This is a genomic window from Marinobacter sp. KM021 (assembly GCF_050707965.1).
Taxonomy (GTDB): Bacteria; Pseudomonadota; Gammaproteobacteria; order Pseudomonadales; family Oleiphilaceae; genus Marinobacter; species Marinobacter shengliensis.
Window position 1 is genome coordinate 2,324,217 of record NZ_CP136129.1, and the last position, 23,655, is coordinate 2,347,871.

24 protein-coding genes are annotated in these 23,655 nt (G+C 58.4%); 15 read left to right on the forward strand and 9 right to left on the reverse strand.

Annotated elements, in window-relative coordinates:
* The first annotated feature begins 46 nt into the window (after positions 1 to 46).
* From RVM24_RS10870 to RVM24_RS10905, 8 genes are read left to right on the forward strand one after another with little or no spacing between them, the layout of a single operon-like run.
* A complete protein-coding gene (locus tag RVM24_RS10870) occupies positions 47 to 2,350 on the forward strand; it encodes a putative monovalent cation/H+ antiporter subunit A (protein ID WP_374812378.1) in 2,304 nt (767 codons plus the stop codon).
* Complete coding sequence (locus tag RVM24_RS10875; RefSeq protein WP_061333098.1) at positions 2,347 to 2,772, forward strand: Na+/H+ antiporter subunit B; 426 nt, start codon at positions 2,347 to 2,349, stop codon at positions 2,770 to 2,772. The genes RVM24_RS10870 and RVM24_RS10875 overlap by 4 nt, the downstream gene beginning before the upstream one ends.
* 34 nt (positions 2,773 to 2,806) lie before the next feature.
* On the forward strand, positions 2,807 to 3,154 hold the full coding sequence (locus RVM24_RS10880; protein ID WP_058092148.1) for a Na+/H+ antiporter subunit C: 348 nt from the start codon (positions 2,807 to 2,809) through the stop codon (positions 3,152 to 3,154).
* Positions 3,151 to 4,665 carry a Na+/H+ antiporter subunit D gene (locus RVM24_RS10885; RefSeq protein ID WP_072676621.1) on the forward strand — a complete coding sequence of 505 codons (1,515 nt, stop codon included), beginning with the start codon at positions 3,151 to 3,153 and terminating at the stop codon, positions 4,663 to 4,665. Before RVM24_RS10880 ends, RVM24_RS10885 begins: the two co-directional genes overlap by 4 nt.
* Entirely contained in the window at positions 4,662 to 5,135 is a 474-nt protein-coding gene (locus RVM24_RS10890) for a Na+/H+ antiporter subunit E (RefSeq protein ID WP_061333096.1), read from the forward strand. The genes RVM24_RS10885 and RVM24_RS10890 overlap by 4 nt, the downstream gene beginning before the upstream one ends.
* Positions 5,136 to 5,146: 11 nt before the next feature.
* Complete coding sequence (locus RVM24_RS10895) at positions 5,147 to 5,419, forward strand: monovalent cation/H+ antiporter complex subunit F (protein ID WP_058092151.1); 273 nt, start codon at positions 5,147 to 5,149, stop codon at positions 5,417 to 5,419.
* On the forward strand, positions 5,412 to 5,831 hold the full coding sequence (gene mnhG, locus RVM24_RS10900; RefSeq protein WP_072676620.1) for a monovalent cation/H(+) antiporter subunit G: 420 nt from the start codon (positions 5,412 to 5,414) through the stop codon (positions 5,829 to 5,831). The genes RVM24_RS10895 and mnhG overlap by 8 nt, the downstream gene beginning before the upstream one ends.
* A gap of 46 nt (positions 5,832 to 5,877) precedes the next feature.
* A complete protein-coding gene (locus tag RVM24_RS10905; RefSeq protein WP_286251180.1) occupies positions 5,878 to 7,524 on the forward strand; it encodes a fatty acid--CoA ligase in 1,647 nt (548 codons plus the stop codon).
* A gap of 63 nt (positions 7,525 to 7,587) precedes the next feature.
* On the opposite strand, the gene RVM24_RS10910 is transcribed toward RVM24_RS10905, so the two are convergent.
* The 4 genes from RVM24_RS10910 to RVM24_RS10925 all read right to left on the reverse strand — a co-directional run bounded on the left by RVM24_RS10910 (position 7,588) and on the right by RVM24_RS10925 (position 10,465).
* A complete protein-coding gene (locus RVM24_RS10910; RefSeq protein ID WP_072676618.1) occupies positions 7,588 to 8,841 on the reverse strand; it encodes a D-amino acid dehydrogenase in 1,254 nt (417 codons plus the stop codon).
* A gap of 36 nt (positions 8,842 to 8,877) precedes the next feature.
* Positions 8,878 to 9,237 (reverse strand): translation initiation factor Sui1, encoded by a 360-nt coding sequence (locus RVM24_RS10915; protein ID WP_061333092.1) that lies wholly within the window; start codon positions 9,235 to 9,237, stop codon positions 8,878 to 8,880.
* Between the two features lie 21 nt (positions 9,238 to 9,258).
* Positions 9,259 to 9,786: a DUF4136 domain-containing protein gene (locus tag RVM24_RS10920; protein WP_061333091.1), complete on the reverse strand. Its 528-nt coding sequence runs from the start codon at positions 9,784 to 9,786 to the stop codon at positions 9,259 to 9,261.
* A 73-nt stretch (positions 9,787 to 9,859) separates the two neighbouring features.
* Positions 9,860 to 10,465 carry a YigZ family protein gene (locus RVM24_RS10925; RefSeq protein ID WP_342630895.1) on the reverse strand — a complete coding sequence of 202 codons (606 nt, stop codon included), beginning with the start codon at positions 10,463 to 10,465 and terminating at the stop codon, positions 9,860 to 9,862.
* A 10-nt stretch (positions 10,466 to 10,475) separates the two neighbouring features.
* Between RVM24_RS10925 and RVM24_RS10930 the strand changes: the two genes are divergently transcribed.
* Positions 10,476 to 10,670: a hypothetical protein gene (locus RVM24_RS10930; protein ID WP_374812381.1), complete on the forward strand. Its 195-nt coding sequence runs from the start codon at positions 10,476 to 10,478 to the stop codon at positions 10,668 to 10,670.
* Here the strand turns inward: RVM24_RS10930 and RVM24_RS10935 are convergent.
* Positions 10,647 to 11,963 carry a sensor histidine kinase gene (locus RVM24_RS10935; protein WP_374812383.1) on the reverse strand — a complete coding sequence of 439 codons (1,317 nt, stop codon included), beginning with the start codon at positions 11,961 to 11,963 and terminating at the stop codon, positions 10,647 to 10,649. The genes RVM24_RS10930 and RVM24_RS10935 overlap by 24 nt on opposite strands.
* Positions 11,960 to 12,649 (reverse strand): response regulator transcription factor, encoded by a 690-nt coding sequence (locus tag RVM24_RS10940; RefSeq protein ID WP_061333087.1) that lies wholly within the window; start codon positions 12,647 to 12,649, stop codon positions 11,960 to 11,962. The genes RVM24_RS10935 and RVM24_RS10940 overlap by 4 nt, the downstream gene beginning before the upstream one ends.
* A gap of 181 nt (positions 12,650 to 12,830) precedes the next feature.
* On the opposite strand from RVM24_RS10940, the gene RVM24_RS10945 reads away from it, so the two are divergent.
* The 4 genes from RVM24_RS10945 to RVM24_RS10960 all read left to right on the forward strand — a co-directional run bounded on the left by RVM24_RS10945 (position 12,831) and on the right by RVM24_RS10960 (position 16,016).
* Positions 12,831 to 13,208, forward strand: coding sequence for a hypothetical protein (locus RVM24_RS10945; RefSeq protein ID WP_374812385.1), 378 nt, complete (start codon positions 12,831 to 12,833; stop codon positions 13,206 to 13,208).
* A gap of 59 nt (positions 13,209 to 13,267) precedes the next feature.
* Positions 13,268 to 14,434, forward strand: coding sequence for a GNAT family N-acetyltransferase (locus tag RVM24_RS10950; protein WP_374812387.1), 1,167 nt, complete (start codon positions 13,268 to 13,270; stop codon positions 14,432 to 14,434).
* A 48-nt stretch (positions 14,435 to 14,482) separates the two neighbouring features.
* Entirely contained in the window at positions 14,483 to 15,151 is a 669-nt protein-coding gene (locus tag RVM24_RS10955) for a hypothetical protein (RefSeq protein WP_374812388.1), read from the forward strand.
* Between the two features lie 94 nt (positions 15,152 to 15,245).
* Entirely contained in the window at positions 15,246 to 16,016 is a 771-nt protein-coding gene (locus RVM24_RS10960; protein WP_374812390.1) for a DUF3750 domain-containing protein, read from the forward strand.
* A gap of 141 nt (positions 16,017 to 16,157) precedes the next feature.
* Here RVM24_RS10960 and RVM24_RS10965 read toward each other — a convergent pair whose 3' ends face one another.
* From RVM24_RS10965 to RVM24_RS10975, 3 genes are all read right to left on the reverse strand, one after another.
* The gene (locus tag RVM24_RS10965) at positions 16,158 to 17,498 is read right to left on the reverse strand and encodes a hypothetical protein (RefSeq protein ID WP_374812392.1); all 1,341 of its coding nucleotides are present in this window, start codon (positions 17,496 to 17,498) and stop codon (positions 16,158 to 16,160) included.
* A gap of 85 nt (positions 17,499 to 17,583) precedes the next feature.
* Positions 17,584 to 17,895, reverse strand: coding sequence for an AzlD family protein (locus RVM24_RS10970; RefSeq protein ID WP_374812394.1), 312 nt, complete (start codon positions 17,893 to 17,895; stop codon positions 17,584 to 17,586).
* Entirely contained in the window at positions 17,885 to 18,631 is a 747-nt protein-coding gene (locus RVM24_RS10975; RefSeq protein ID WP_374812396.1) for an AzlC family ABC transporter permease, read from the reverse strand. The genes RVM24_RS10970 and RVM24_RS10975 overlap by 11 nt, the downstream gene beginning before the upstream one ends.
* Positions 18,632 to 18,934: 303 nt before the next feature.
* On the opposite strand from RVM24_RS10975, the gene RVM24_RS10980 reads away from it, so the two are divergent.
* Positions 18,935 to 22,438 carry an indolepyruvate ferredoxin oxidoreductase family protein gene (locus RVM24_RS10980; protein ID WP_374812398.1) on the forward strand — a complete coding sequence of 1,168 codons (3,504 nt, stop codon included), beginning with the start codon at positions 18,935 to 18,937 and terminating at the stop codon, positions 22,436 to 22,438.
* Between the two features lie 65 nt (positions 22,439 to 22,503).
* The gene (locus RVM24_RS10985; protein WP_374812400.1) at positions 22,504 to 23,604 is read left to right on the forward strand and encodes a Leu/Phe/Val dehydrogenase; all 1,101 of its coding nucleotides are present in this window, start codon (positions 22,504 to 22,506) and stop codon (positions 23,602 to 23,604) included.
* The last annotated feature ends 51 nt before the right edge of the window (positions 23,605 to 23,655 follow it).

Sequence of the window (23,655 nt, forward strand, 5' to 3'; positions counted from 1 at the left end):
CGGTGTCGGCATATCGCCGCGGTGCCCAAATGGAGCTTTGACGCACATGCTGTTAGCTGTGTTATCCGGCTTTTTGCTGGCAATTGCCGCCCCTTTCCTACACCGGGTTGCGGGCAAATACATTGGGTGGGTGCTGGCACTTTTGCCGGCAAGCCTTGCGGTTTACTTCAGCACCTTTCTTTCTCAGGTTCAGGATGGGCCGGTGCTGCTGGAGTATCAGTGGCTGCCAGGCCTCGATATCTCCCTGAACTTTCTTGTTGATGGCCTCTCGCTGACGTTTGCCTTACTGATCAGCGGTATCGGTACGTTTATTCTGATCTATGCCGGTTCTTACCTTGCCGGCCACAAGTATCTGGCCCGCTTCTATGTGATCATGCTGTCGTTCATGGCATCGATGCTCGGGCTTGTGCTTTCGGACAACCTGATTACCTTGTTTGTGTTCTGGGAGCTGACCAGCATCACCTCTTACATGCTGATTGGCTTCAACCACGAAGATCTGGATGCCCGAAAGTGTGCATTGCAGGGTCTGTTTGTGACAGTGGCCGGCGGCCTGGCGCTGATGGCCGGGCTGATCATGCTGGCCATAATGACTGGCAGCTACTCCCTCGCGGAAATCCTGGCATCCAGTGAGCCACTGCATCAGCATGTTTTCTACACGGGTGCCGTGCTTTGCATACTCGCGGGCACCTTTACCAAGTCGGCGCAGGTGCCCTTCCATTTCTGGCTGCCAAACGCCATGGCGGCGCCGACTCCGGTCTCCGCTTTCCTGCACTCCGCCACCATGGTCAAGGCCGGCGTTTATTTGATGGCCCGGCTGAACCCCTCACTGGGTGAAGGTGAGCTGTGGAGCCTGATGCTGATGGGCTTCGGCGCTGCCACCATGTTTACCGGTGCCTGGCTCGCGTTTGGCAGTACCGGCATCAAGAAGATTCTGGCCTATTCAACCGTGATGGCCCTTGGCACCCTGACCATGCTGATCGGTGTTGGCACAGAACTGGCCATGACCGCCTTTATCTGTTTCCTGGTGGCCCACTCCCTATATAAAGGCGCGCTGTTCATGCTCGCCGGTGCCCTGGATCATGAAACCGGCACCAAAGACATCACGCTGATGGGTGGCTTGCGCAAATCCATGCCCGCGACAGCGACTATTGCCGCCTTCGCAGCCCTGTCCCTCGCAGGCCTGCCTCCACTGTTCGGCTTTATTGCCAAAGAGTTGATGCTCGAAGCGCTGATTGACGCGCCGGTCTGGAGTGGTGTGCTGCTCTTCGTGACGGTTGCCTCTGCCATGCTGATCGTTGGCGTAGCGGGTCTGGTTGCTATCAAACCCTTCTTTGGCGCCAAGGGAGATACGCCGAAAACGCCTCACGAGGCACCGTTTGGCATGCTCATCGGCCCAGCGGTGCTGACCATTATCGCACTGGTTTTCGGCCTGCTGCCCTTCATCCCGGAGAATGCCCTGATGACCGCTGCGGTTGCCTCGGTATATGGCAGCCCGGTGGATTTCTACCTGGCCCTCTGGCATGGCATTAACGCACCGCTGATGCTCTCCGCAGCCAGCCTGGTCGTTGGCCTGTTGCTGTTCAAGGCCTGGCCGCGCATTCAGCCAACACTATACGCCATTAACTACGCAGGCGGTCGTGTCGGCCCGGAGGCGGGCTACTTCAAGTTCATGGAATGGATTACCGTAGTGGCAAGTTGGCAGACCCGGATGCTGCAGAACGGTGTACTGGGCATCTACATGCTGGTTATGGTTGCCGTTACCTTTGGTCTGGCGGGCTACACCATGCTGGACCAGTATGGCGTGCATTTCACACTTAACCTGGCCGACAGCCACTTTTATGAATGGGGCATTGCGCTCTTGCTGGTCGCGTCTGCGGCGTTTGCCAGCGGCACCCATTCCCGCCTGGGCTCCGTGGCGTCCATGGGGGTTCTGGGCTTTGGCGTAGCACTCACGTTCATCCTGTTCAGCGCACCGGACCTGGGCATCACCCAGCTACTGGTGGAAACCCTGACAGTGATCCTGCTGGTTCTGGTTCTGTTCAAGCTTCCGGAGTTCGTCAACCTGTCTACACCTTTCCAGCGTTATCGGGATCTGGCGGTGGCAATCTTCGGTGGCGTTGTTATCACCCTGATGATTCTGGCGGTGCTGGACATTCAGTACTTCGAATCCATCTCTTCCTATTACGTTGAGAACAGTGCCCCCCTGGCCTATGGCCGGAACATTGTGAACGTGATTCTGGTGGACTTCCGGGCACTGGACACCTTGGGTGAGATCTTCGTGCTGGCACTGGCTGCCCTGGGCGTGTTCTCCATGCTGAAACTGAAAGCGGAGGATCAGCACAAGCCATGAAATCCAACACCATGATTCTGCATACCGCGGCCTTGCTAATCATGCCGCTGCAACTGATGTTCTCGATTTTCCTGCTTTTCCGTGGTCACGATGAGCCCGGTGGCGGGTTCATTGGTGGGCTGGTTGCCTCTGGTGCGTTTGTGCTCTATGCCTTTGCCTTTGGCGCGGAAGCCACCCGTCGGCTTCTTCGGGTTGGCCCGAGAGACCTGCTGGCCGCCGGCCTGCTGATGGGGCTGGCATCCACACTACCAGCATTTTTCTCAGGCCAACCCATGCTGACAGCCCACTGGTGGGACTTACCGCTGCCCGGTGAAGCCTACCTGAAGCTGTCCACACCGCTGATTTTTGACATTGGCGTCTATCTTGCCGTTCTTGGCACCATCATGACCTTTGTGGTTGGCCTGATGGAGTCCGAAGAATGATCTTTTTCCCAGAGCAGAATTCCGGAGGATCTCTATGGAGAGCCTGATGGCGTACGTAGTGGGCATCATGTTCACTGCGGCCTTTTACATGATGCTCAGGCGGTCCATCGTCAAACTGGTTATCGGTTTGATGATACTCAGTAATGCCGCCAACCTGCTGATCTTTGTTGTGTCCGGCATGACCCGTGGCGCGCCGCCGCTGATTGCGGAAGGCGCCAGCGCCCCGGCAGGCATGATTGCAGATCCGTTGCCCCAGGCCCTGATCCTGACTGCAATCGTGATTGCCTTTGGTGTGTTGGCCTTCGCCGTGGTTCTTATCCGCCGAGCTTACGAAGTGGTTGGAACCGATGACCTGGACCAGATGAAGGATACGGACACTTGAGCCCGGAAATCATTCTTCCTGTATTTATTCCCCTGACGGCTGGCGCCCTGTCGCTGGCACTGTGGCGGTCGATTCGCTATCAGCGCATTCTGGGTGTGCTGGCCAATATCCTGTTGCTGTGGAGTGGCATCTGGCTACTGATGTCCACCACCGACCAGGGCTTTGTGACCATGGAAATGGGCAGTTGGCCGGCACCGTTCAGTATTGTGTTTGTGGCCGATGTTCTAGCCGCCATCATGATCGTACTGACCGGGATTATCGGCCTGGCCATCGCTATCTACTCGCTGGCGTCCACGCCCCGGGGCCATGAAAAGTTTGGCTACTACCCGCTGATGCACCTGTTGCTGGCCGGCGTGGCTGGCTCTTTCCTGACCGGCGATATCTTTAACTTGTTTGTCTGGTTTGAGGTCATGCTGCTGGCCTCCTTCGCCCTGCTGACCCTTGGCGGTGAGCGAGCGCAAATGGAAGGGGCCATCAAGTACGTCACCCTCAACCTGTTCTCCTCTGCGATTTTCCTGTCTGCGGTGGGCCTGCTCTACGGCATGGTGGGTACCTTGAACATGGCGGACATCGCGCAGAAAATTGGACAGGTGGAAGACACCGGTATGCTAACGGTGGTTGCCATGATGTTCATGGTGTCGTTTGGCGTAAAAGCGGCGGCGTTCCCGCTGTTTTTCTGGCTGCCAGCGTCTTACCACACACCCCAGGTAGCGGTTTCAGCGCTGTTTGCCGGCCTGCTCACCAAGGTGGGGGTGTATGCCCTGTTCCGGATGTTCACCCTCGTTTTCACCCAGGATGTCGAGTACACCCACAACATCCTGCTTTGGGCCGCCACCCTGACCATGCTGACCGGTGTTCTGGGCGCAGCAGCACAGTTCGAATTCCGACGCATCCTGTCGTTCCACATCGTCAGCCAGATTGGCTACATGATGCTGGGCCTGGCCTTGTTCACCCCGCTGGCCATCATCGGCGGTGTGTTCTACATCATGCACCACATCATTGTGAAGACGAACCTGTTCCTGGTCAGCGGCTTTACCTATCGCCTGCTGGGCAGCTATGAACTGAAAGACCTGGGCGGTGTTTACAAGTACCGCCCGCTGCTAGCGGTGCTGTTCCTGATCCCGGCCCTCTCTCTGGCGGGCATTCCACCGCTGTCAGGTTTCTTTGCCAAGTTTGTGGTGATTCGCGCCGCACTGGAGGCAGAAGCCTACCTGGTCACCTTTGTGGCCCTGCTGGTTGGCCTGTTGACGCTCTACTCAATGATCAAGATCTGGGCGGAGGTGTTCTGGAAGAAGGTACCAGACCACGTCAGGAATACCGAAGAGCTCAAGGGCAAGCTGAACGAAAAACACGCCTGGGCCTACTATCTGCCAATGGTTGGCCTGGCCATCTGCACCCTGATTATCGGCCTGTATGGCCAGCCAATCTATGAGCTGGCAGAGATGTCTGCCGAGCAGCTGATGAACCCGCAGCTCTACATCGAAGCGGTGTTGGGAGGTGATCAGCCATGATCGGATTTTTCTGGAACGTTTGCCTGGCACTGGCCTGGGTAGCCCTGAGCGGTTCGTTCACCGCCTGGAATCTGTTTGCGGGCCTGTTCTTCGGTTACCTGGCGTTGATGGTGCTGCAGAAGCATGTTCCCGCGCTGAAGGGTTATTCCCGGCGACTACCGAGACTGATTTCCTTTTCCCTGTTTTTCATCAAGGAGCTGGTCAAGGCCAACTTCCGGGTGGCGTACGACGTAGCCACCCCCGTCTGGTACATGAAGCCCGGCGTTATTGCCTTTGAGATGGAAGCACACACCGACGCGGAAATCATGTTCCTGAGCAGTTTTATCTCGCTGACCCCCGGCACCCTGAGCCTGGACGTCTCCGATGATCGGCGAGTGCTCTATATTCACGCCATGTTCCTGCAGGACGAGGAGCAGTTGCGCAAGGATCTCAAGGAACTTGAGTTCCGGATTCTCAAGATCATGCGCTGAGGAGCCCAAACGTGCTGGATGTTGTTATCAATATTGTCTATTTCATGCTGTCGGTGGCCCTTCTGTTCGGGTTTATCCGGTTGATTAAAGGGCCATCATTGCCCGACAGGGTGGTTTCTCTGGAACTGATCGCCTCTATCGTGGTCGGTTACGTAGGGGTGCACGCCATCGATACCGGCGTGCCCAGCCTTCTGGATGTTGCCATTGTTATTGCCCTGACAGCGTTCCTGACGGCCGTTGGTTTTGCCCGGTTCCTGGAGCGAGGAGGACCCAAAAGTGAGTGAACTGATAGTTGCCATATTGCTCCTGACGGGTGCCAGCTTCATGATTCTGGCTTCTGTGGGCATCCTCCGGCTTCCGGACCTGCCCACCCGAATGCACGCGTCGACAAAGGCCGGTGCCATGGGTGCCATGATGACCATGGCCGGTGTGGCGGTGTATTTCGCGGATGTGGTGGTGTTTACACGGGCGTTCGCGATTGTGATTTTTATCCTGATCACCGCGCCGATTGCCGCACATGTGATTGGCCGGGCAGGCTACTTCCTGGGCACACCACTTTGGGAAGGCACAGTGAAGGATGAACTCAAAGATAACTACGACGACAAAACCCACAAGCTGTACAGCGGCTTTGAACCCGCTCCGGAAAGCGTGATCCCGCCCAAGCACGAAAAGCGCAGCGAGGATGACGAAGACTGAACAAACAAGAACAACCATCCAACAAGACGTCGAAGAGGTGTAGACCATGGCACAAACCCGCATTCTCCCCGCGGCCGACAACGCTTATCAGTACCCCCTTCTGATCAAACGGCTCCTACTGTCTGGCCCCCGCTATAATCCGGACCAGGAAATCGTTTACGCCAACCGCAGCAAGTACACCTATACCGACCTGGTAGAGCGCATCCACAAACTCGCCAACGCCCTGACAGACGCTGGCGTGAAGCCTGGCGACACTGTTGCGGTGATGGACTGGGACACCCCGCGCTACCTGGAATGTTTTTTCGCTATCCCGATGATCGGCGCCATTCTGCATACCGTTAACGTGCGTTTGTCCCCGGAACAGATCGTGTACACCATGAACCACGCGGAAGACGATGTGGTGCTGGTACATGACGACTTTATGCCGATCATCGAAGGCGTCAAAGACGAAATCAAAACCGTCAAAACCTGGATTCAACTGACCGACAGTGACGGTGCCAAAGCAACGTCTGTCGATACCCACGGCGAATACGAGGCCTTGCTGGCCAAAGCCGACAATCAGTTCGATTTCCCGGACTTTGACGAAAACAGCGTGGCCACCACGTTCTACACCACGGGCACCACCGGCAACCCCAAAGGCGTGTATTTCAGCCACCGACAGTTGGTACTGCACACCCTGGCCATGACCGGCACCATCGCTCACTTCGATGAAATGCCGCTGCTGCGTTCATCCTCCGTGTATATGCCGGTCACCCCCATGTTCCATGTTCACGCCTGGGGTGTGCCCTACGCAGCCACGATGATGGGCATCAAGCAGGTTTACCCGGGCCGCTACGAGCCAGAACTGTTGGTTGACCTGCTGAAAACGCACAAAGTGTCTTTCTCGCACTGCGTGCCCACCATTATGCAGATGATGATGGCCACCGAGTCCATCAAAACGGCCGACCTCAGCAACTGGCATGTACTCATTGGCGGCAGCGCCCTGACCAAAGGCCTGTGTGACGCTGGCGCCAAACTGGGCATCAAGATGTTCACCGGCTACGGCATGTCGGAAACCTGCCCGCTGCTGAGCGCCACCCACATGAAGCCGGAAGATCTGGAGCTACCGCTTGAGCAGCAAACGGCTATCCGGGTGAAAACCGGCATTGCCGTACCGTTGGTTGACCTGGATATTGTCGACCCGGATGGCAACCCGGTTGCCCACGATGGCGAAGCGAAGGGCGAAGTGGTTGCCCGGGCACCGTGGCTGACCCAGAGCTATTTCAAGCAGGCTGACAAGGGCGAGGAACTCTGGGAAGGCGGCTGGTTGCACACCGGTGACGTGGCGAGTATGGAGCCAGACAACACGCTGACCATCAAGGATCGCATCAAGGATGTCATCAAGACCGGTGGCGAGTGGCTTTCCTCGCTGGACCTGGAGAACCTGATCAGCCAGCACCCGGCCGTTGCGGGTGCCGCTGTGGTTGGCGTGCCCGATGAGAAATGGGGCGAGCGGCCGCATGCCCTGGTGACACTCAAACCCGGTGAGCAGGCCGGCGTCGAGGACATCCAGAGCCACCTGAAACAGTTCGTGGAGAGCGGCGAGATCAACAAATGGGCAATCCCGGAGCAAATTGATTTCGTGGAGGATATCCCCAAGACCAGTGTTGGCAAAATCAACAAGAAGTTGATTCGAGACCAGCTCAAGGACTGACCACCTCCGATCTAAAAAAGCCGGCCACTGCCATGCAGTCGCCGGCTCTTTTGTGCCCGGAGATCAGAGCCCGGAGAACGTGAAGTCAACCTCGGGTTTACGCCCTGCCACAATGTCTGCCAATGCCGCTGCGGAACCACAGGAGTGAGTCCAGCCCAGGGTGCCATGGCCCGTGTTCAGGTACAGGTTGGCAAAATGGCTTTTCCCGATATAGGGCACGTTCGAAGGCGTTGCTGGCCGCAGGCCAGTCCAGAACTCGGACTTGTCCCAGTATGCGGCTTCCGGCATCAGTTCCGCTGATCTTCGCACGATAGCCCGGCACCGAGTGTAGTTCAGATCCCGGGTATAGCCATTGAGTTCAGCCGTACCAGCCACCCGTATCCTGTCCCCTAGTCGCGAATAGACCAGTTTGTACTCGTCATCGGTCAAACTGACATTGAACGCCGCGTCCGGGTTCTTGACCGGCACGGTAATTGAGTAGCCCTTGGCGGGGTAAATGTTCAGGAATAGCCCCAGTTTGCGGGCCAGGATGGCACTGAAGCTGCCGAGACTCAGCACATAGCTGTCCGCGCGAAGGATCTGGTGTTTGCCTTCGTTAACGACCTGCACGCCCAGAATACGGTCACCGGCGCGATCAAAATCCAGCACCTCGGTCCCGTACACAAACGTTACGCCGGCCTCCTCACAACGCTTTGCCAACGCCTGGGTGAAGGCCCGGGCATCACCACTTTCATCATCGGCAGTGTATGTGGCTCCGGCAATTCGATGGCGCACTGGCTGTAATGCTGGTTCAATCTGCACCGCCTGCTCCGCATCGATCACCTGTCGGTCACAACCAAGCTCACGCATGATCCGGGCTGGCTCCATGGCCGCATCAAACTCTGCAGGGTTGGTGTAGAAATGAAGGATACCTTTCTCGAGGTGGTCGTATTCGATACCCACATCTCTGCGCAGTGCCTGCAGGCAGTCCCGGCTATAGGTGCCCAAATTAACCATCTGGCGAATGTTATGGGCTGCCTTGGCTGAGGTGCACTGGGTCAGGAAAGACAAGGCCCAGCGCCATTGGTAGGGATCCAGTCGGGGGCGGAATAACAGAGGCGCATCCGGCTGAAACAGCCACTTCAGTACCTTGACAGGCGCCGAGGGATTGGCCCAGGGCTCGGCATGAGACACAGAAATCTGGCCACCGTTGGCATAACTGGTTTCCAGGCCTGACTGGCTCTGGCGGTCGACTACCGTTACCTGATGGCCCTGCTGGTGCAGATACCAGGCCGAGGTAACTCCTACGACACCGGCCCCTAGAACCAGTACATGCATGCGCGCCTCCTCTGAATCGTTGTCTGTAGTGAAACCTCAGCCTCCGGATTTTTTTACCGTCCATCCTTTCTGCTGAAGCAAGGGCACGAGAATATCCCGTTGGTCTCCCTGAATTTCCACCACACCGTCCTTCACTGTACCACCTGTGCCGCATTTGGCTTTTAGCACTTTGGCGTAGGCCTTCAGGTCTTTGTCATCCATCGGGATACCAGTGATCAGGGTGACCCCCTTACCTTTTCGCCCTTTGGTTTCCCGGCTGACCCGAACAACGCCGTCACCCGACGGCCGTTCCGGCTGCCCGCAGGTACAATCAGCGACCGGGTTCCGACACTCCGGGCACATGCGCCCCTGCTCTGTGGAGAAAACCAGGCCGCCTTCCCGCTTTTTCATTCCCATACACCAGCCTCTGCCTGTTGATCAGTTCAGGCCGGGAGGGTATTTGGAAAACATTTCCGAGACAACCTCGTCAATCAACTTGCGCCGGGTTTCCGGTGACTGGTTTTCGTTCAGGTAACGGCGGCTCGCAGCACGCCAAACCACCTCTGAGGAACGTCTATCAGCCAGTTCGACAACCAGCTTGCCCTCGGTGATTTCCCGAACCGGTGGCGGAGCCGATACGCCCCAGCCAAAGTTGCCTCTTCCGAAACCGAAGCCAAGCCCTACACCCACTTGCTCCAGGCGCTCTTCCGGAACGATCTGCCAGGTAACCAGCAGGTCAGCCTCCGTATCAGGAACCCGCTTCATTGCTTTGCGGGTCATTTCGCGCTCTATCGCGGCACGAACCCGACTGTCATCCAGCGACGTGAAGCCGGAATCCTGTTGTCCCGGTGCGTATGCCCAACTGGTGAAGTTTCCGAACACGGTCGCCGAGTTGTAGTCGGTAACCACGTTGCTGGCGCAGCCGGTGATAAATGCGGCCATCACCGCTATGATAAACATTCGCATGGTCTTCTCCTGCGTTAAACACTCATATGGTCCAGTATACGCCCGACCGGGCACTTTCAGTTTGCCACCGGGTTCAGGTTTCCAAACGGTAATCCATCTTCTGCGCATCACAGAACGCTGCAAGCTCACCCGCCCGGATTTCAGGGACCGACACCAACGCATTGACCCGGTCACTGTACCGAATCGACTCAATGTGGCCTTCATGGCCTTCACACCAGTGCCTAAGTGGCTGTTCGTCGGCAAAACCCAGAACCACCTCTGCCTGCACCCGGGACTGCTGTATGGTACGCCCCACCTCCGACAACACACTCTCCGCCGCGCCGGCGTAGGCGCGAACCAGACCGCCCGCACCCAGCTTGATGCCCCCGAAGTAGCGGACAACGATCACCAGTACGTCCCCCATGTCCTTGTGCTGGATCACGTTCAGTATGGGCTTGCCGGCCGTACCGGAGGGTTCGCCATCATCATTCATGGCGGCTTCTGCCGCCGAACCGGGCCGGCCAATCTGGTAAGCCCAACACACATGGCGGGCATCCGGGTAGTCCTGATGGGCACGAGCAACATGTTCCCTGACCTCATCACGGGAGCTTACCGGATACACCCGGGCGATGAAGCGGCTCTTCTTCACTTCCGTTTCTCGCTCAAGGTATCCTGAGGGTACAGGGTAATCTTTACTCATGGAGCAACCTATGACCTCCGAAGATAACGATCAAAACAGTCCTGGTACCGCCGCCCCGGCAAAAATACGCAAAGCGGCCTGCGGCATTCGCTTTGATGAGGACGAGCTGCAAGAAGGCATCGACTTCTCAGCCGCTGAACGCCTTAAACCCGAAGACGAGCCAAAACCTGCCAAAAGGCAGTCAACCACCGATAAAAACGGGTAGCCGGATGGTCACCTGCAGGCCGCCCTCGGAACGGTTCCGGGCCGAGATTGCGCCATCGTGAGCGTTGACAATGTCCCGGGCAATGGCCAGCCCCAATCCCCACCCCTTACCGCCCCGGGATTTATCAGCCCGGAAAAACGGCTCGAACAACTGTTGCAATAACTCGTCTGGTGCGCCGGGGCCATCATCGGCAATATCCAGCTGTATGCTGCCATCCACCAACGCTAATGATGCGTGCACGGATTTCCCCGGTGGCGTGTGGTCCAGCGCATTCTGTAATACGTTATCCAAAGCTCGCTGCAATAACCCCGAATCCCCAAGCACCGACACCGCTCTGGTGTCGTCAGCTGCGATGAGTTTACAGTCCACCCCACGGTGTTCGGCGTAATCGGCCGCATCCCGCAGCACCCGGTTCATCAGCGCCAAAGGTTTCACCGGCTCACGCTCCATCGAACCACCGTTCTCGGACACCCGGTAAAGCGTCAGAATCTGCCCGGTCATGGTTTCCAGTCGCTCGTTCTGGCGCAGGATGCTGTCCATGAGTGCGGGATCAGCGCCGCCGTCACTGGCAAGCTCAATGGCAACCCGCTGTCGCGCCAGCGGCGTTCTCAGGTCATGGGAAATATCACGCAGCAGGTGATTCTGGCGTTCCAGTAACTGACACAGCCGATCGGTCATGGCGTTAAACGCACTGGCCAGCTGACCGACTTCGTCCCGGCGGCGGGCAATCCTGTTCGGAACCCGCAACTGGGTGTCGCCATCCGCGATTGCCTTTGCCGTCGACTCCATGTGGCGCAGAGGCCTGGAAACGAATCGGGCAATCCACCAGCAAGCCAGAGAGATCAGCACGAAGGCCAGACCAAGCTCGACAAACCGGAAGAATTTAGGGTCTAGCCAGCCATCACTGCCCATCCGCGGCCAGGCGACCAGTTGATAGCCTTCTTCCAGAGTGATTACCGCAGGCTTGTTGGGATACCAGCCTGACTGGATGCGTTCCCGAATCTGGCGTGGCAATCGGTGATGCCCCTCTTCTTTTTCGATCAGCATCAGGTGCAGGTCAAGGCGCTCACCTTCGGCTCTCAGAAAACGCCACATCGCCCCGCGATCTTCTCCCAAGCGCAGGGCCAGGGCTTCCCGGGCCAGCTCATGCAATCCTACCTGGCGCTCAATGGCCTGGCGTTCCCGGTCCAGCAGATACCGGGTTGCGAGGTTGCTGGCCACCACGGTAACCGCCATGGCGAGCCAGATTGACAGGAAAATTCGCCAGAACAAAGGGAACATAAAACGCTTCATACTGCAGGCACCCGGTAGCTGTAGCCCAGGCCTCGTATGGTTTCGATTCGAGGAGGATCATCATTGCCGAGCTTCTTGCGCAGGTTGCTGATGTGCATGTCCAAAGTACGATCGTAGGCTTCCAGCCTGCGGCCAAGGGCCCACTGCATCAGGTCGGTTTTGCGCACCACACTGCCGGCGTGGGCCAGCAACACCTGAAGCACCTCGTATTCGGTCGCTGTCAGTTCCAGGGGCGCATCATCCTGATATATTCGCCGTTGGCCGGGCTCCACCCGCAGGTCCCCGTAGGTGCGGGTGGCGTCCACATCGGATTTCTGGTCCCAGGCGATGCGGCGAAGCAGCGCCTGCAGGCGGGCAACCAGCTCGCGGGGATTGCAGGGTTTCGGGATGTAATCATCGGCGCCCACCTCAAAACCGACAATACGGTCGGTCTCGTCGCCCCGGGCGGTCAGCAGAATCACCGGCAGGTGGGTTTGCCCACGAAGTTCGCGCAGCACATCCAGGCCATTGATGTCTGGCAACATGATATCCAGAACCACAATATCGCAATCCTGCCCCAACGCCAGGGCCAGGCCATCCCGGCCATTGGCCGCTTCCCGTACCGTGAATCCCTGATTGGTCAGGTATCTGGCCAGCAGTTCTCTCAGCTCGTCATCGTCTTCGATCAACAATACCCGGTTCTGCATGCTGCTCTCTCGTCTGTTACACGGCCACAGTCTAGCACGGCCGCCAGAGGGTTCTGATCTACCACGTTTTTTCTTTACCGAACCTTTACAACGCCCTGACACCATCTGACCTAGCACGGCGTACCATGGCAGTCATCCGATAACGCCTGACAGGCACAACCGAACCCTAGAGGAAATCGTTATGAAAGCTAAATCATCTCTGCTCACCGCTGGTGTACTGATGGCCACACTGTTTGCCGCCAGCCCCATAGCCATGGCGGACCATCACGGCAACAAGCACAAAGCCGGAAAATGGGACAAACAGGAAATGTGTGAAAACTTCCGCGAAGGCAAAGGCCCGTTCAGCGAAGAAATGCGGGAGAAGTACCAGGAGAAGAGGGAAAAGCGCCAGCAAAAGATGCAGGAGCACCGAGCAGACATGGCCGACCGCCTGAAACTGAACGAAGAACAGCGGCAGATCTGGAGCGAAATCCACCAGGAACGCCAGGAAAAGCATCAGAATCGCCGTGGTAACTGGCAGGAAAAAATGGAAAAGCACTGCGCTAACACCGAGGAGTGATCACCAGCGGGGTTCTGTCGTATGGTATAAGGTCACCGAACCAGGCTTGATCCGACCCCATGACCGAACCCGCTGTCCCTGAAATCACACTAAGCACCTGCGCCAGCATTGCCGACATCCCGGAGCGGGACTGGCAACGGCTGGCCGGTTGCGACAACCCGTTCCTGCGCTATGAATTCCTTCAGGCACTGGAACGCTCAGGCTGCACCCGCACCGAAACCGGCTGGACACCCAGCCACCTGGTATTTCGCGTTGACGGTAAAATTTGTGGTCTCGCCCCGGCCTACCTGAAAAGCCACTCCATGGGCGAATATGTTTTCGACTTCAGTTGGGCGGAAGCCTATCAACGCTATAACCTGCCCTATTACCCCAAACTCCTGATCGCCGTGCCGTTCACCCCATCCCAGGGCCCCCGATTTTTGTTGGAGGAAGGCTTCCGCGAGCAGCTCACGCCGGCGATGCTCGACTCGCTTCTGACCGACCTGACCGAACAACTTGGCGCGCATTCCTGGCACCTGCTGTTCCCGGACACCGCGGACCAGGCTCTATTACAGCATGAGGACGAACTGCACCGTATCGGATGCCAGTTTCACTGGCACAACCACGGCTATGAAGGATTTGACGATTTCCTGGCGGCGCTCACCTCCCGCAAGCGCAAATCCATTCGCAAAGAACGCCGGCACGTGGCTGAGCAGGGCATCCACTTCCAGCATTTTCACGGGCGGGATATTTCAGATCAGGTACTGTCGGCCTTCTACGTGTTCTACCAGGCCACCTACCTCAAACGCGGCCGCCCACCCTACCTGAACAAGCTGTTCTTCGAGCAATTGCGGGAGACCATGCCAGAACACCTGCACCTGATCATGGCGGTTCGCGAAGGCCAGCTGATTGCCGGCGCCCTGTTCCTGGCCAGCGACACCACCCTGTATGGCCGTTACTGGGGCTGCCTGGAAGAATACAACCACCTGCATTTCGAAACCTGCTATTACCAGGGCATTGAACTCGCCCTGACACTCGGGCTCCAGCACTTCGATGCGGGCGCACAGGGAGAACTCAAACTGGTGCGGGGCTTTGAACCCATCATTACCCATTCCTGGCACGGTATCCTGCACCCGGGGTTTCGAGAGGCTATCCAAAGCTTCACACACGAAGAAGCAGAGCATGTGATAAGTTACTTTAACGACGCGCAATCCGCCCTGCCATTCCGACAGCAGGAGCCGGATTAGCCTCTATACTGTAACCTCAGTACGGGAATTCGACGGAGGTCGAACGCCATGGACACTGGCCAACTGGGCAATTTTCTCTCATCAGATCATCTGCCGTTACTGCTCTCGGCTGCGGCCATACTGCTTGCCTTGGGCACCATCCTGTTCACCGCCAGCGCCCGGCGTCGGCACCGGGAGGAGTTAACAACCCTGCGTGAGCGGGCCGACACCCTCTGGCGGGAGGTCGACGAGTTTCGGGTAGCGCAGTTCAACCGAACGGGCGAGTCCGGTTCATCACCACACATGTCCTCTTTGTTTGACGAAGCCCGGTACCGCACTGAAAAAGAAGCCTATGACAAACTCTGGCCACAGGTGTGGCACCTGTACGAGCGCCTGGGCATGTTCCTCAGGGCCGTCGAAGCCGGTGAGGCATCGGGGGAATTGAGGCTGGAAGCCCGCCATGCAGCCCTCGAAGCCCGGAATCTTCTGAACAGAAATCGCCCATTCTGCAGCGACGTGGTCGACGGGCTCGCCACCCGACTGATTGATACCGAAATCAAGGCACACCTGGCAGCCTGCCAGCATCTTGACCTGCTGAAAGATGTCTCCAACACCTCGTCCAGCCATGACCGACGGGTGTTGCAGGACAAATGCCACAGCCTGCACGAAGGCGATGCCCGGGACCTGATCAACCAGCTGGCATCAACCATCCGCGAAAGAAGTATCCGTAACTCATAGAGTGCGACCCGGGTTATATTGCTCTGCCCAAGGGTGATCCGGAACTTATTTGCTCGGGTACAGTCTGTGAAACCTCCTCATGACGGACACGCCAATGACACGACTATTGAAGTACTCTGGCTGGTTTCTGGGCGCCCTGTTGCTGCTGTTCTCCGGCCCCCTGCTGCTGGCAGCCACCGGCACCCAGCCAGAACGAAATGCCTGGCAAACTGCCAGCCGTGACAGCGCTGGTATAGCGCCGGCGGCGGCAGACACCCCCGAGGCCATCGTTCAGGTATACGGCGCCCGGGCCTGGAGCTGGCGCGGCTATTTCGCGGTGCATACCTGGGTAGCCACCAAAGAGGAAGGCGCCGATCACTACAAGGTGCATGAGGTCATTGGCTGGCGCCAGCACGTAGTCAGCTCCCGCCCGGACGATCCGGACCGCCACTGGTTCGGTGCCCGGCCAGAGTTGTATGCAGATATTCGGGGCGATGAGGCCAAGGCACTGATTCCCGACATCTACGAGGCGGTGCAGTCATACCCGTACATTAACGAATACGAGGCCTGGCCCGGCCCGAACAGCAACACTTTTGTCGCCTGGGTGGTTCGGGAGACTCCCGGTCTGAACGTGGCGTTACCCAATCACGCCATCGGCAAGGACTATCTGGGCAGCCGTGTGGGGGCAGCAACGCCCGGTGGTGCCGGTTACCAGCTTTCGCTGGGAGGCTATGTTGGTGTTCTGGCGGGCGTCCGGGAAGGCGTGGAGCTGAACATTCTGGGATTGTCGCTGGGTGTTAATCCCTTGGCGCTCGGCATCAAATTACCTGGGATTGGTGAGCTGGCTCTGCGTAATACCAATCCTATGCCGGAGGCTACGCCTTAGTTTGGGAGACGGCCGGGGAGCGGGTAAGCCTCCCAAAACACGCTCCTTCGGCACATCCATGTGGCGCTTGGGCTCCGCCATCCCTGGCTCCGCACAGTTTTGTGAGGCTTACCCGCTCCCCGGCCTGCATCGATGATGGCCCTATAGCTTTGCAAACTCTAGATACCGACTGGCCGCCTGCTTTTTCTCATCCTGAGAATTCAACAATTCCAGGCGTAGCCGGTCGATCAACTTCAGATAGTCATCCAGCGGTGATTTCTTTTTGCCCTGATCCTTGGAAGCCTCGATAAAGTCCTGCTGCTTCTTGCGAATTTCGTTTAGCTTTTCCAGAGCGTTCTGGATGGCTTCAATGCGGGCATTTACCGGACCATTACCGTTAGAGTTCCCGTTTCCGTTGCCATTGGCGGCTTCATTACCACCGCGCACGCCAAGGAAGGTGCTCTCCGCCGGTGCGGACTCGGTATTCTGCTCCGCCAGGTCCAGCTCTTCCAGGGTACGCACCTCACCGTCTGTGGTCAGGTAAATGCCAGAAGCCTTGATCTGGCCCAGGGGAACGCCCTGCGGGTTGGTCAAGGTAAACTGATCCTCTACGCTGCCAACGTAGAGAGCCTGAACGCCAACTTCCTCCAGAGACCGCAAGGCACCGCCGCCATCGGCGGTTTGTACCCAGACCGACAGGGATTTGAAAACTTCGTCGTTGGCGTCAATCCAGCGGTTGCCGTCGTCATCATACTTGGCGAGTTCGCTGAAACCGGAACCGGTTTGGGGACCAAACAGCTCGGAGCCGTCGTCCACTTTGCCATTACCGTTGCGGTCAAACACCAGGTAACCGCTGCCAGCACCCAGGCTGGCAAACTGGCTGGTCTGGCCGTCGCCGTTCATGTCAAATTCGAACAACGTGTCGGTCAACCGCGCGGTGGAAGCGCCGAAGTTGATCACCAGTGGATCGGTCAGCGGGCGTTCCTGAATCTGGATCAGTTCGGAGTATTCGTAAGTGCGTGACTGTGACTGGCGCAGCGACAGCGTGAAGTCGATAGTTTCACCATTCTGCAGGGTAATGCTGCCGGTGGAGGCAAAGCTGCGATTCTCACTTTCCGAATAGAACATGTAGCGGCCAGCCGTCACCGACAGACTGCCCTGGGATTCACCCACAGCCTCGCCTCCCAGCGCAGCCCGGCTCACGGTCAGGGCCTGCTGGCCTAGCAGGAACAGGTCCGAGGATTTTTCAATCAGCTCGGCACTGGTGAACGAGGCAGTGCGATCGGCACTGCTCACCTGGCTGGCACTGCTGAACGCCAGCTGTTCCTGGCTGCTATAGCGGTAGGCCGCCTGCCGGAACAAAGACAACTCAGTGGCGCCGGCCTGCAATCCCTGTTGGGGTAAACCCGCGTTCTGCTGGGTAATGCGCAACTGGCTACTGTCCATAGCCTGCACCTGGCGGGTACTGTTCTGAAACAGGGAAATCTGACTGGATGAAATCATGGTGTTCGTACCTCGACTGACCTGTCAGTGTATCGGCACATCACCGGAAAACTTGAGCAGTTTTTAACCAGCCAGATTCAGAGACTTAGTTGAGATACCGCACCAACGCGGCAGCCATAAGGCCCAGGGTAATGGCCGGCAGGGGTTTGCGGATGGCCAGCATGGCAACGCCGGTGGTCACCAGCGCAGCCAGGGCTCCCAGATCGCCAGTCACCGCCATGGGCACAATAATGGCAATCAGCACCGAGCTCGCCATGGTGTTGATGAAACTCTCAACCCGCGGGCTGATGCGCAGGAACGACATGATGAACACCCCGCCGAAACGGGTTACGAGGGTCACCACTGCCATGATGGCGATCAACGCCAGAACACCCAGGGTTGTGGTTTCAATCGCCATGCCGGGCCTCCGGTTTGGTTACCCGGTCTTGGGCTCCGGGTTCCAGCCAGAACAGTCCGATCACACCACCAGCCAGTGCACCCACCACAACGTGCATATTGGGCGGCAGCCATTTCCACGCCGCCAGCGAAGCAGCACCTGCCACCAGCCAGGCCACGAGAATACGCGGCGATTTCTTGCCACCGAGGGCCATGGCCAACAGAAAGCAGCCCAGTACCATATCCAGGCCCAGTGCTCTGGGGTTCTGTAGCAGGCCACCGAAGTACACACCCAACCCGGTACCGATCATCCAGGCCAGCCAAAGCACCAGCCCACCACCCAGGATCACCTCAAGATTGCGCCGCCCACTCTGATACTCCTGCGCCGAGACCGCCCAGTTGGCGTCTGTCAGCAACAGCAATAGTCCGTAGCGCTTGCCCGGCGAGACGTCTTTGAGCATGGGGTACAAAGAAGCGCCCATCAGCAGGTGCCGGGAGTTGATGGCAAACACCACGGCAATCATTGGCAGCACCGAGACTTCGGTGCCCCACATGTCCACCGCGGCGAACTGGGAGGCACCGGCGAACACGGTGGTGCTCATCAGGATGGATTCAAGCGGCGACAAGCCCTTCTGGATGGCCGCCAGGCCAAAGGCAGCACCAAACGCCACCACGAACAATGAGATGGGAAGTAAACGAAAAAACTCAGCTCGCACCCTGTGCGGCTGAAATTGGTAAGGATATAAACTGGCAGACATTACGAGAAACTAAGCCGGAACCGCCAAAACGCGAATAGGTAATAACCGCTAGCCCGGAATTATTTTTCCTATTTTGCTCAATCAGTTATATGAATAAATCACACTTTTGCGAACTCGGTCGTCCCACCCTTGTTGACGTGAACGTAAACTTATTCTAGTTTGTTTTTCGTCCAGCCCCAAAAGGGCAACCCGGCCAATCCACCGGGCAGGACTGATGAAATCGAACATCCGGCCAAAAGCCGGGATTACAAAAACAAGACAAACCTACCGCCGCGATCCGGCCAGGTGGGAGAGGATTTCAACATGTCTGATCTTTTACGCTCCCCAAAGGGGCTGCGTCCCGTCAGCCTTGACGATGTCTGGGAAAAAGATGCCGGTTCGGTCTACATGAACGGCAGCCAGGCCCTGGCGAGACTTCCCCTGCTCCAAGCCCAACTCGACCGCAAGAACAACCTGAACACCGCAGGCTTTATCTCTGGCTATCGCGGATCTCCCCTTGGTGGTTTTGACAAGGTTCTGTGGAAAGCCCGGGACCACCTCAAAGAAAACAACATCCATTTTTTACCCGGGGTGAATGAAGACCTTGGCGCCACCGCTGTCTGGGGCAGCCAGCAGGTCAACATCTTTGAAGGTGCCCGTTACGACGGCGTGTTTGCCCTCTGGTATGGCAAAGGCCCGGGTGTGGACCGCACCGGTGATGTGTTCAAGCACGCTAACGCGGCGGGCACCTCCCGATTTGGTGGGGTACTGGCCGTCGCTGGCGACGACCATGCCTGCAAATCTTCCACCCTGCCCCATCAAAGTGATTATGCATTTCTGGATGCGGGTATGCCGGTGCTCAACCCCGCCGGCATTCAGGACATTCTGGATCTGGGCCTCTACGGCTGGGCCATGTCGCGGTTTAGCGGCTGCTGGATTGGCTTCAAAGCCCTGGCCGAAAACATGGATTCGTCCATTTCTGCCAACCTGGATCTCAGCCGGATCAACATCCGCATTCCCACAGAGTTTTCGATGCCGGAAGGTGGACTGAACTCCCGCTGGCCAGACAAACCCATGGCGCAGGAGGAACGACTGCACCGCCATAAGCTGGAAGCCGCCAAGGCCTTTTGCCGGGCCAACCGCCTGGACCGCACGGTGCTTTCGGTTGAACAGCCCCGGCTGGGTATCGTCACCACCGGCAAAGCCTACCTGGATGTGATCCAGGCGCTGGCAGACCTCGGCTTGGGCGATGAGGAGCGTGAAGCCATCGGGCTGGCGGTTTACAAGGTCGCCATGCCCTGGCCTCTGGAACCCGAGGGCATGTTTGAGTTTGCCTCGGGGCTGGAGGAAATTCTGGTGGTCGAGGAAAAACGGGGACTGATTGAAGAACAGATCAAGACCCAGCTTTACACCTGGCAGGATGGCCGACGCCCCAATGTCATCGGCAAGCGGGACGACCAGGGTAACGACCTGCTACCAACCATCGCCGAACTGACACCGGCCATGGTGGCACGGGCCATCGCCTCCCGCCTGGATGGCCGTTATTGCAACGATAAACTGCAACAGCGTCTCGGTTTCCTGACCGAAAAAGAAAACAGTCTGGCGCAACCCCGGGAGCGACTGGAGCGGACTCCGCACTTCTGCTCTGGCTGCCCCCACAACACCTCCACCCAGGTACCGGAAGGAAGCCGCGCCCTCGGCGGCATTGGCTGTCACTACATGGCGACCTGGATGGAACGGGGTACCGACACCTTCACGCAGATGGGTGGTGAAGGCGTCACCTGGCTTGGCCAGGCACCGTTTACCAACCAGAAACACGTGTTCCAGAATCTGGGCGACGGCACCTACTTTCACTCAGGCGTACTGGCCATTCGCGCGGCCATCGCCTCCGGTGCCAACATCACCTACAAGATTCTCTACAACGACGCCGTGGCCATGACCGGCGGCCAGCCGGTGGATGGCACCCTGACGGTGCAGCAGATCAGCCATCAGCTGTATGGTGAGGGCGTGCGACGTATCGCGGTGGTCAGCGACGATATCGACAAATACCCGTCGCGGGCCGATTTCGCGGACCGCACCACCTTCCATCACCGGGACGACCTGGACGCCCTGCAACGGGAAATGCGTGAGATCGAAGGCTGTTCGGTGATCATCTATGACCAGACCTGCGCGGCCGAAAAGCGCCGACGCCGCAAGCGCGGCACCATGGAAGACCCAAACCAGCGCGTGATGATTCACTCGGACGTGTGCGAAGGCTGCGGTGATTGCGGTATCCAGTCCAACTGCCTGTCGATTCTGCCTAAAGACACAGACGCCGGGCGCAAACGCACCATTGACCAGTCCTCCTGCAACAAGGACTTCTCCTGCGTGCGCGGTTTCTGCCCGAGCTTTGTCACCGTCAAAGGCGGCAAACTGAAGAAGCCAGCCGGCGTCAGCTCAGACGTGGACTTCCCTGAGCTTCCGGAACCCACGCCGGTCACCGGCAATAATCCTTACGGTATTCTGCTGACCGGCGTCGGCGGCACCGGCGTGGTGACCGTCAGTGCCCTGCTGGGCATGGCAGCCCACCTTGAGGGCAAAGGCGTCTCAGTGCTGGACCAGGCTGGCCTGGCCCAGAAGTTCGGCGCTGTCGTCAGCCATATCCGCATCAGTGACCGGCAAGATAACATCCATGCCGTGCGGATTCCCGCCGGCGAGGCCGACCTGATGATTGCCTTTGATCTGATGGTCGCCGCCACCGACGATGCCCTGGCCAAACTGGATAATCGTTTCTCACGGGCGGTGGTCAATACCGAGCAGGCCATGCCCGCCGCCTTTACCCGAGACCCGGACATCCAGTTCCCCGGTGAATCCATGGAGCAGACCGTCAAGGAAGCCTGCCGGCCCGATGGCAGCTGGTTCCTCAATGCCGGCGACCTTGCCAAAGCTCTAATGGGTGACGGCATGGCGGTCAACCTGTTCACCGTCGGCTTCGCCTGGCAACAGGGGTTGCTGCCGCTCAGTGCCGCAGCCATAGAGCGGGCCATTGAGCTTAACAACGTGGCGGTCGACAAAAACAAACAGGCCTTTCTGTGGGGCCGCCGGGCTGCCCATGATCTGGAGCGGGTGATGGCCCTGGCGTTCCCGAAACCCAAAGGCACACCTGTGCAGGTAATGGAAACCACGGATCAACTGATCAAACGCAACATGGAACACCTGAGCGAGTACCAGAACACTGCCCTGGCCAAGCGTTATGAAAGGCTGGTGCGCCAGGCGGAACACACCATCTCCCAGAAACTTGGCCGGGACCCACTGCTGTTCCGGGCCATCGCCGACAACTACGCCAAGGTACTGGCCTACAAAGACGAGTACGAAGTGGCGCGACTGTTCAGCAATGGCAGCCTGCGCAAGCAGCTGGAGGAGCAGTTCGAGGGCGACATTGAGCTGGAATTCAATCTGGCACCGCCCCTGCTCAGCCGGAGCAAAAATGGCGAACGCCCGAAGAAACACACCTTTGGTCCCTGGATGGAAACCGTGTTCGCCTGGCTGGCAAAAGCCCGAAGCCTGCGAGGCACGCCCCTGGACCCCTTCGGATACACCGCGGACCGCCGCCTGGAGCGCAAGATCATCCGGGAATACGAGGCCGATGTGGCGTTCCTGCTCAAACACCTGAGCAAAGACCACGCCGATGCCGCGCGAAACCTGGCCAGCCTGCCCGCGAAGGTCCGCGGTTACGGCCCGGTCAAAGAAGCGGCCTATCATGCCACCCGAAAAGAACGGGCGCAGTACCGGGCTGAACTGAACCCCGGTGAACGGGCACACCAACAAATCGCCAACGCGGCGGTCTAAAACAAAAACAGCCGCCGCAGGCCCCACAAGGGTAGCGGCCGGCCACGGAACAGAGGTGAAACGCCATGAACGTATTCAGCCATCCGGAGTTCGATCACCACGAACACCTGTCTTTTGTCTGCGACGCCGAAACCGGCCTGAAGGGCATCATTGCCATCCACAATACGTCACGGGGTGCAGCACTCGGCGGTTGCCGAATGTTCCCCTACGCAAGCGATGAGGAAGCGTTGCGGGATGTGTTGCGACTGTCCCGGGGGATGACCTATAAATCGGCCCTGGCCAATCTCGACCTGGGCGGCGGCAAGTCGGTCATCATCGGCGACCCGCGAAAGCACAAGACCGAAGCCCTGCTCGAAGCCATGGGCAGGCACCTGGAAAGCCTCGGCGGCCAGTACATCGCCGCGGAAGACTCCGGCACCAGCGTGCCAGACCTGAAAGTGATGGGCCGCCATACCCGGCACGTGGCCGGCGTAACCACCCGCACCGGGTTTGACGGCCAGCCCAGCACGGGCGACCCTTCGCCGGTAACCGCCTACGGCACCTTTATTGGCCTTAAAGCAGCCGTAAAGCACAAGCTCGGCACGGATAATCTGACCGGCCTGAAGGTGGCCATCCAGGGCATTGGCAATGTTGGCTTCCGCCTGGCCCGCTACCTGAAAGAGGCCGGTGCAGAACTGTGGGTCACCGACATTCACGCCGATAACCTCAAGCGCGCAGTGGACGAGTTTGGTGCAACGCCCGTTGGCTCCGATGACATCCTGAGCCTGCCGGTGGATGTTGTAGCCCCCTGCGCCATGGGTGCAGTGCTGAACGACCAGAGCATTCCGGGCATCCGGGCGGCCATCGTTGCCGGCGCCGCGAACAATCTCCTGGACCGCCCCGAACATGATGCGGCCCTCAAACACCGGGGCATCCTCTACGCTCCGGATTTCGCCATCAACGCCGGCGGGATCATCGATGTATTCTACGAACGCACCGGAGGCTCACCCGAGCAAATCCGCGCCCACGTAGACACCATCGGTGACACCCTGTCGGAAATATTCCAGCGCTCTGATCGCACCGGGCTCCCCACCGGTGAGATCGCCAATGAACTGGCAGAAGAGCGCTTCCGAAAGCACGCCGCGGGTGCTGGGCTGGCGCCCAGGCGGCTGGCTTGCGCCGGGTGACCTGACACCGGTGCTTCCCCTTGGGGGCCGCAGGGTTCTGCGGCTCCCCTT

What these genes read in the sequence shown, in the direction of transcription:
- RVM24_RS10870 (WP_374812378.1), top strand. Translation starts at nt 47, where the DNA reads ATGCTGTTAGCTGTGTTATCCGGCTTTTTGCTGGCAATTGCCGCCCCT.
- RVM24_RS10875 (WP_061333098.1), top strand. Translation starts at nt 2,347, where the DNA reads ATGAAATCCAACACCATGATTCTGCATACCGCGGCCTTGCTAATCATG.
- RVM24_RS10880 (WP_058092148.1), top strand. Translation starts at nt 2,807, where the DNA reads ATGGAGAGCCTGATGGCGTACGTAGTGGGCATCATGTTCACTGCGGCC.
- RVM24_RS10890 (WP_061333096.1), top strand. Translation starts at nt 4,662, where the DNA reads ATGATCGGATTTTTCTGGAACGTTTGCCTGGCACTGGCCTGGGTAGCC.
- RVM24_RS10905 (WP_286251180.1), top strand. Translation starts at nt 5,878, where the DNA reads ATGGCACAAACCCGCATTCTCCCCGCGGCCGACAACGCTTATCAGTAC.
- RVM24_RS10910 (WP_072676618.1), bottom strand. Translation starts at nt 8,841, where the DNA reads ATGCATGTACTGGTTCTAGGGGCCGGTGTCGTAGGAGTTACCTCGGCC.
- RVM24_RS10915 (WP_061333092.1), bottom strand. Translation starts at nt 9,237, where the DNA reads ATGGGAATGAAAAAGCGGGAAGGCGGCCTGGTTTTCTCCACAGAGCAG.
- RVM24_RS10920 (WP_061333091.1), bottom strand. Translation starts at nt 9,786, where the DNA reads ATGCGAATGTTTATCATAGCGGTGATGGCCGCATTTATCACCGGCTGC.
- RVM24_RS10925 (WP_342630895.1), bottom strand. Translation starts at nt 10,465, where the DNA reads ATGAGTAAAGATTACCCTGTACCCTCAGGATACCTTGAGCGAGAAACG.
- RVM24_RS10930 (WP_374812381.1), top strand. Translation starts at nt 10,476, where the DNA reads ATGACCTCCGAAGATAACGATCAAAACAGTCCTGGTACCGCCGCCCCG.
- RVM24_RS10935 (WP_374812383.1), bottom strand. Translation starts at nt 11,963, where the DNA reads ATGAAGCGTTTTATGTTCCCTTTGTTCTGGCGAATTTTCCTGTCAATC.
- RVM24_RS10940 (WP_061333087.1), bottom strand. Translation starts at nt 12,649, where the DNA reads ATGCAGAACCGGGTATTGTTGATCGAAGACGATGACGAGCTGAGAGAA.
- RVM24_RS10945 (WP_374812385.1), top strand. Translation starts at nt 12,831, where the DNA reads ATGAAAGCTAAATCATCTCTGCTCACCGCTGGTGTACTGATGGCCACA.
- RVM24_RS10950 (WP_374812387.1), top strand. Translation starts at nt 13,268, where the DNA reads ATGACCGAACCCGCTGTCCCTGAAATCACACTAAGCACCTGCGCCAGC.
- RVM24_RS10955 (WP_374812388.1), top strand. Translation starts at nt 14,483, where the DNA reads ATGGACACTGGCCAACTGGGCAATTTTCTCTCATCAGATCATCTGCCG.
- RVM24_RS10960 (WP_374812390.1), top strand. Translation starts at nt 15,246, where the DNA reads ATGACACGACTATTGAAGTACTCTGGCTGGTTTCTGGGCGCCCTGTTG.
- RVM24_RS10965 (WP_374812392.1), bottom strand. Translation starts at nt 17,498, where the DNA reads ATGATTTCATCCAGTCAGATTTCCCTGTTTCAGAACAGTACCCGCCAG.
- RVM24_RS10970 (WP_374812394.1), bottom strand. Translation starts at nt 17,895, where the DNA reads ATGGCGATTGAAACCACAACCCTGGGTGTTCTGGCGTTGATCGCCATC.
- RVM24_RS10975 (WP_374812396.1), bottom strand. Translation starts at nt 18,631, where the DNA reads ATGTCTGCCAGTTTATATCCTTACCAATTTCAGCCGCACAGGGTGCGA.
- RVM24_RS10980 (WP_374812398.1), top strand. Translation starts at nt 18,935, where the DNA reads ATGTCTGATCTTTTACGCTCCCCAAAGGGGCTGCGTCCCGTCAGCCTT.
- RVM24_RS10985 (WP_374812400.1), top strand. Translation starts at nt 22,504, where the DNA reads ATGAACGTATTCAGCCATCCGGAGTTCGATCACCACGAACACCTGTCT.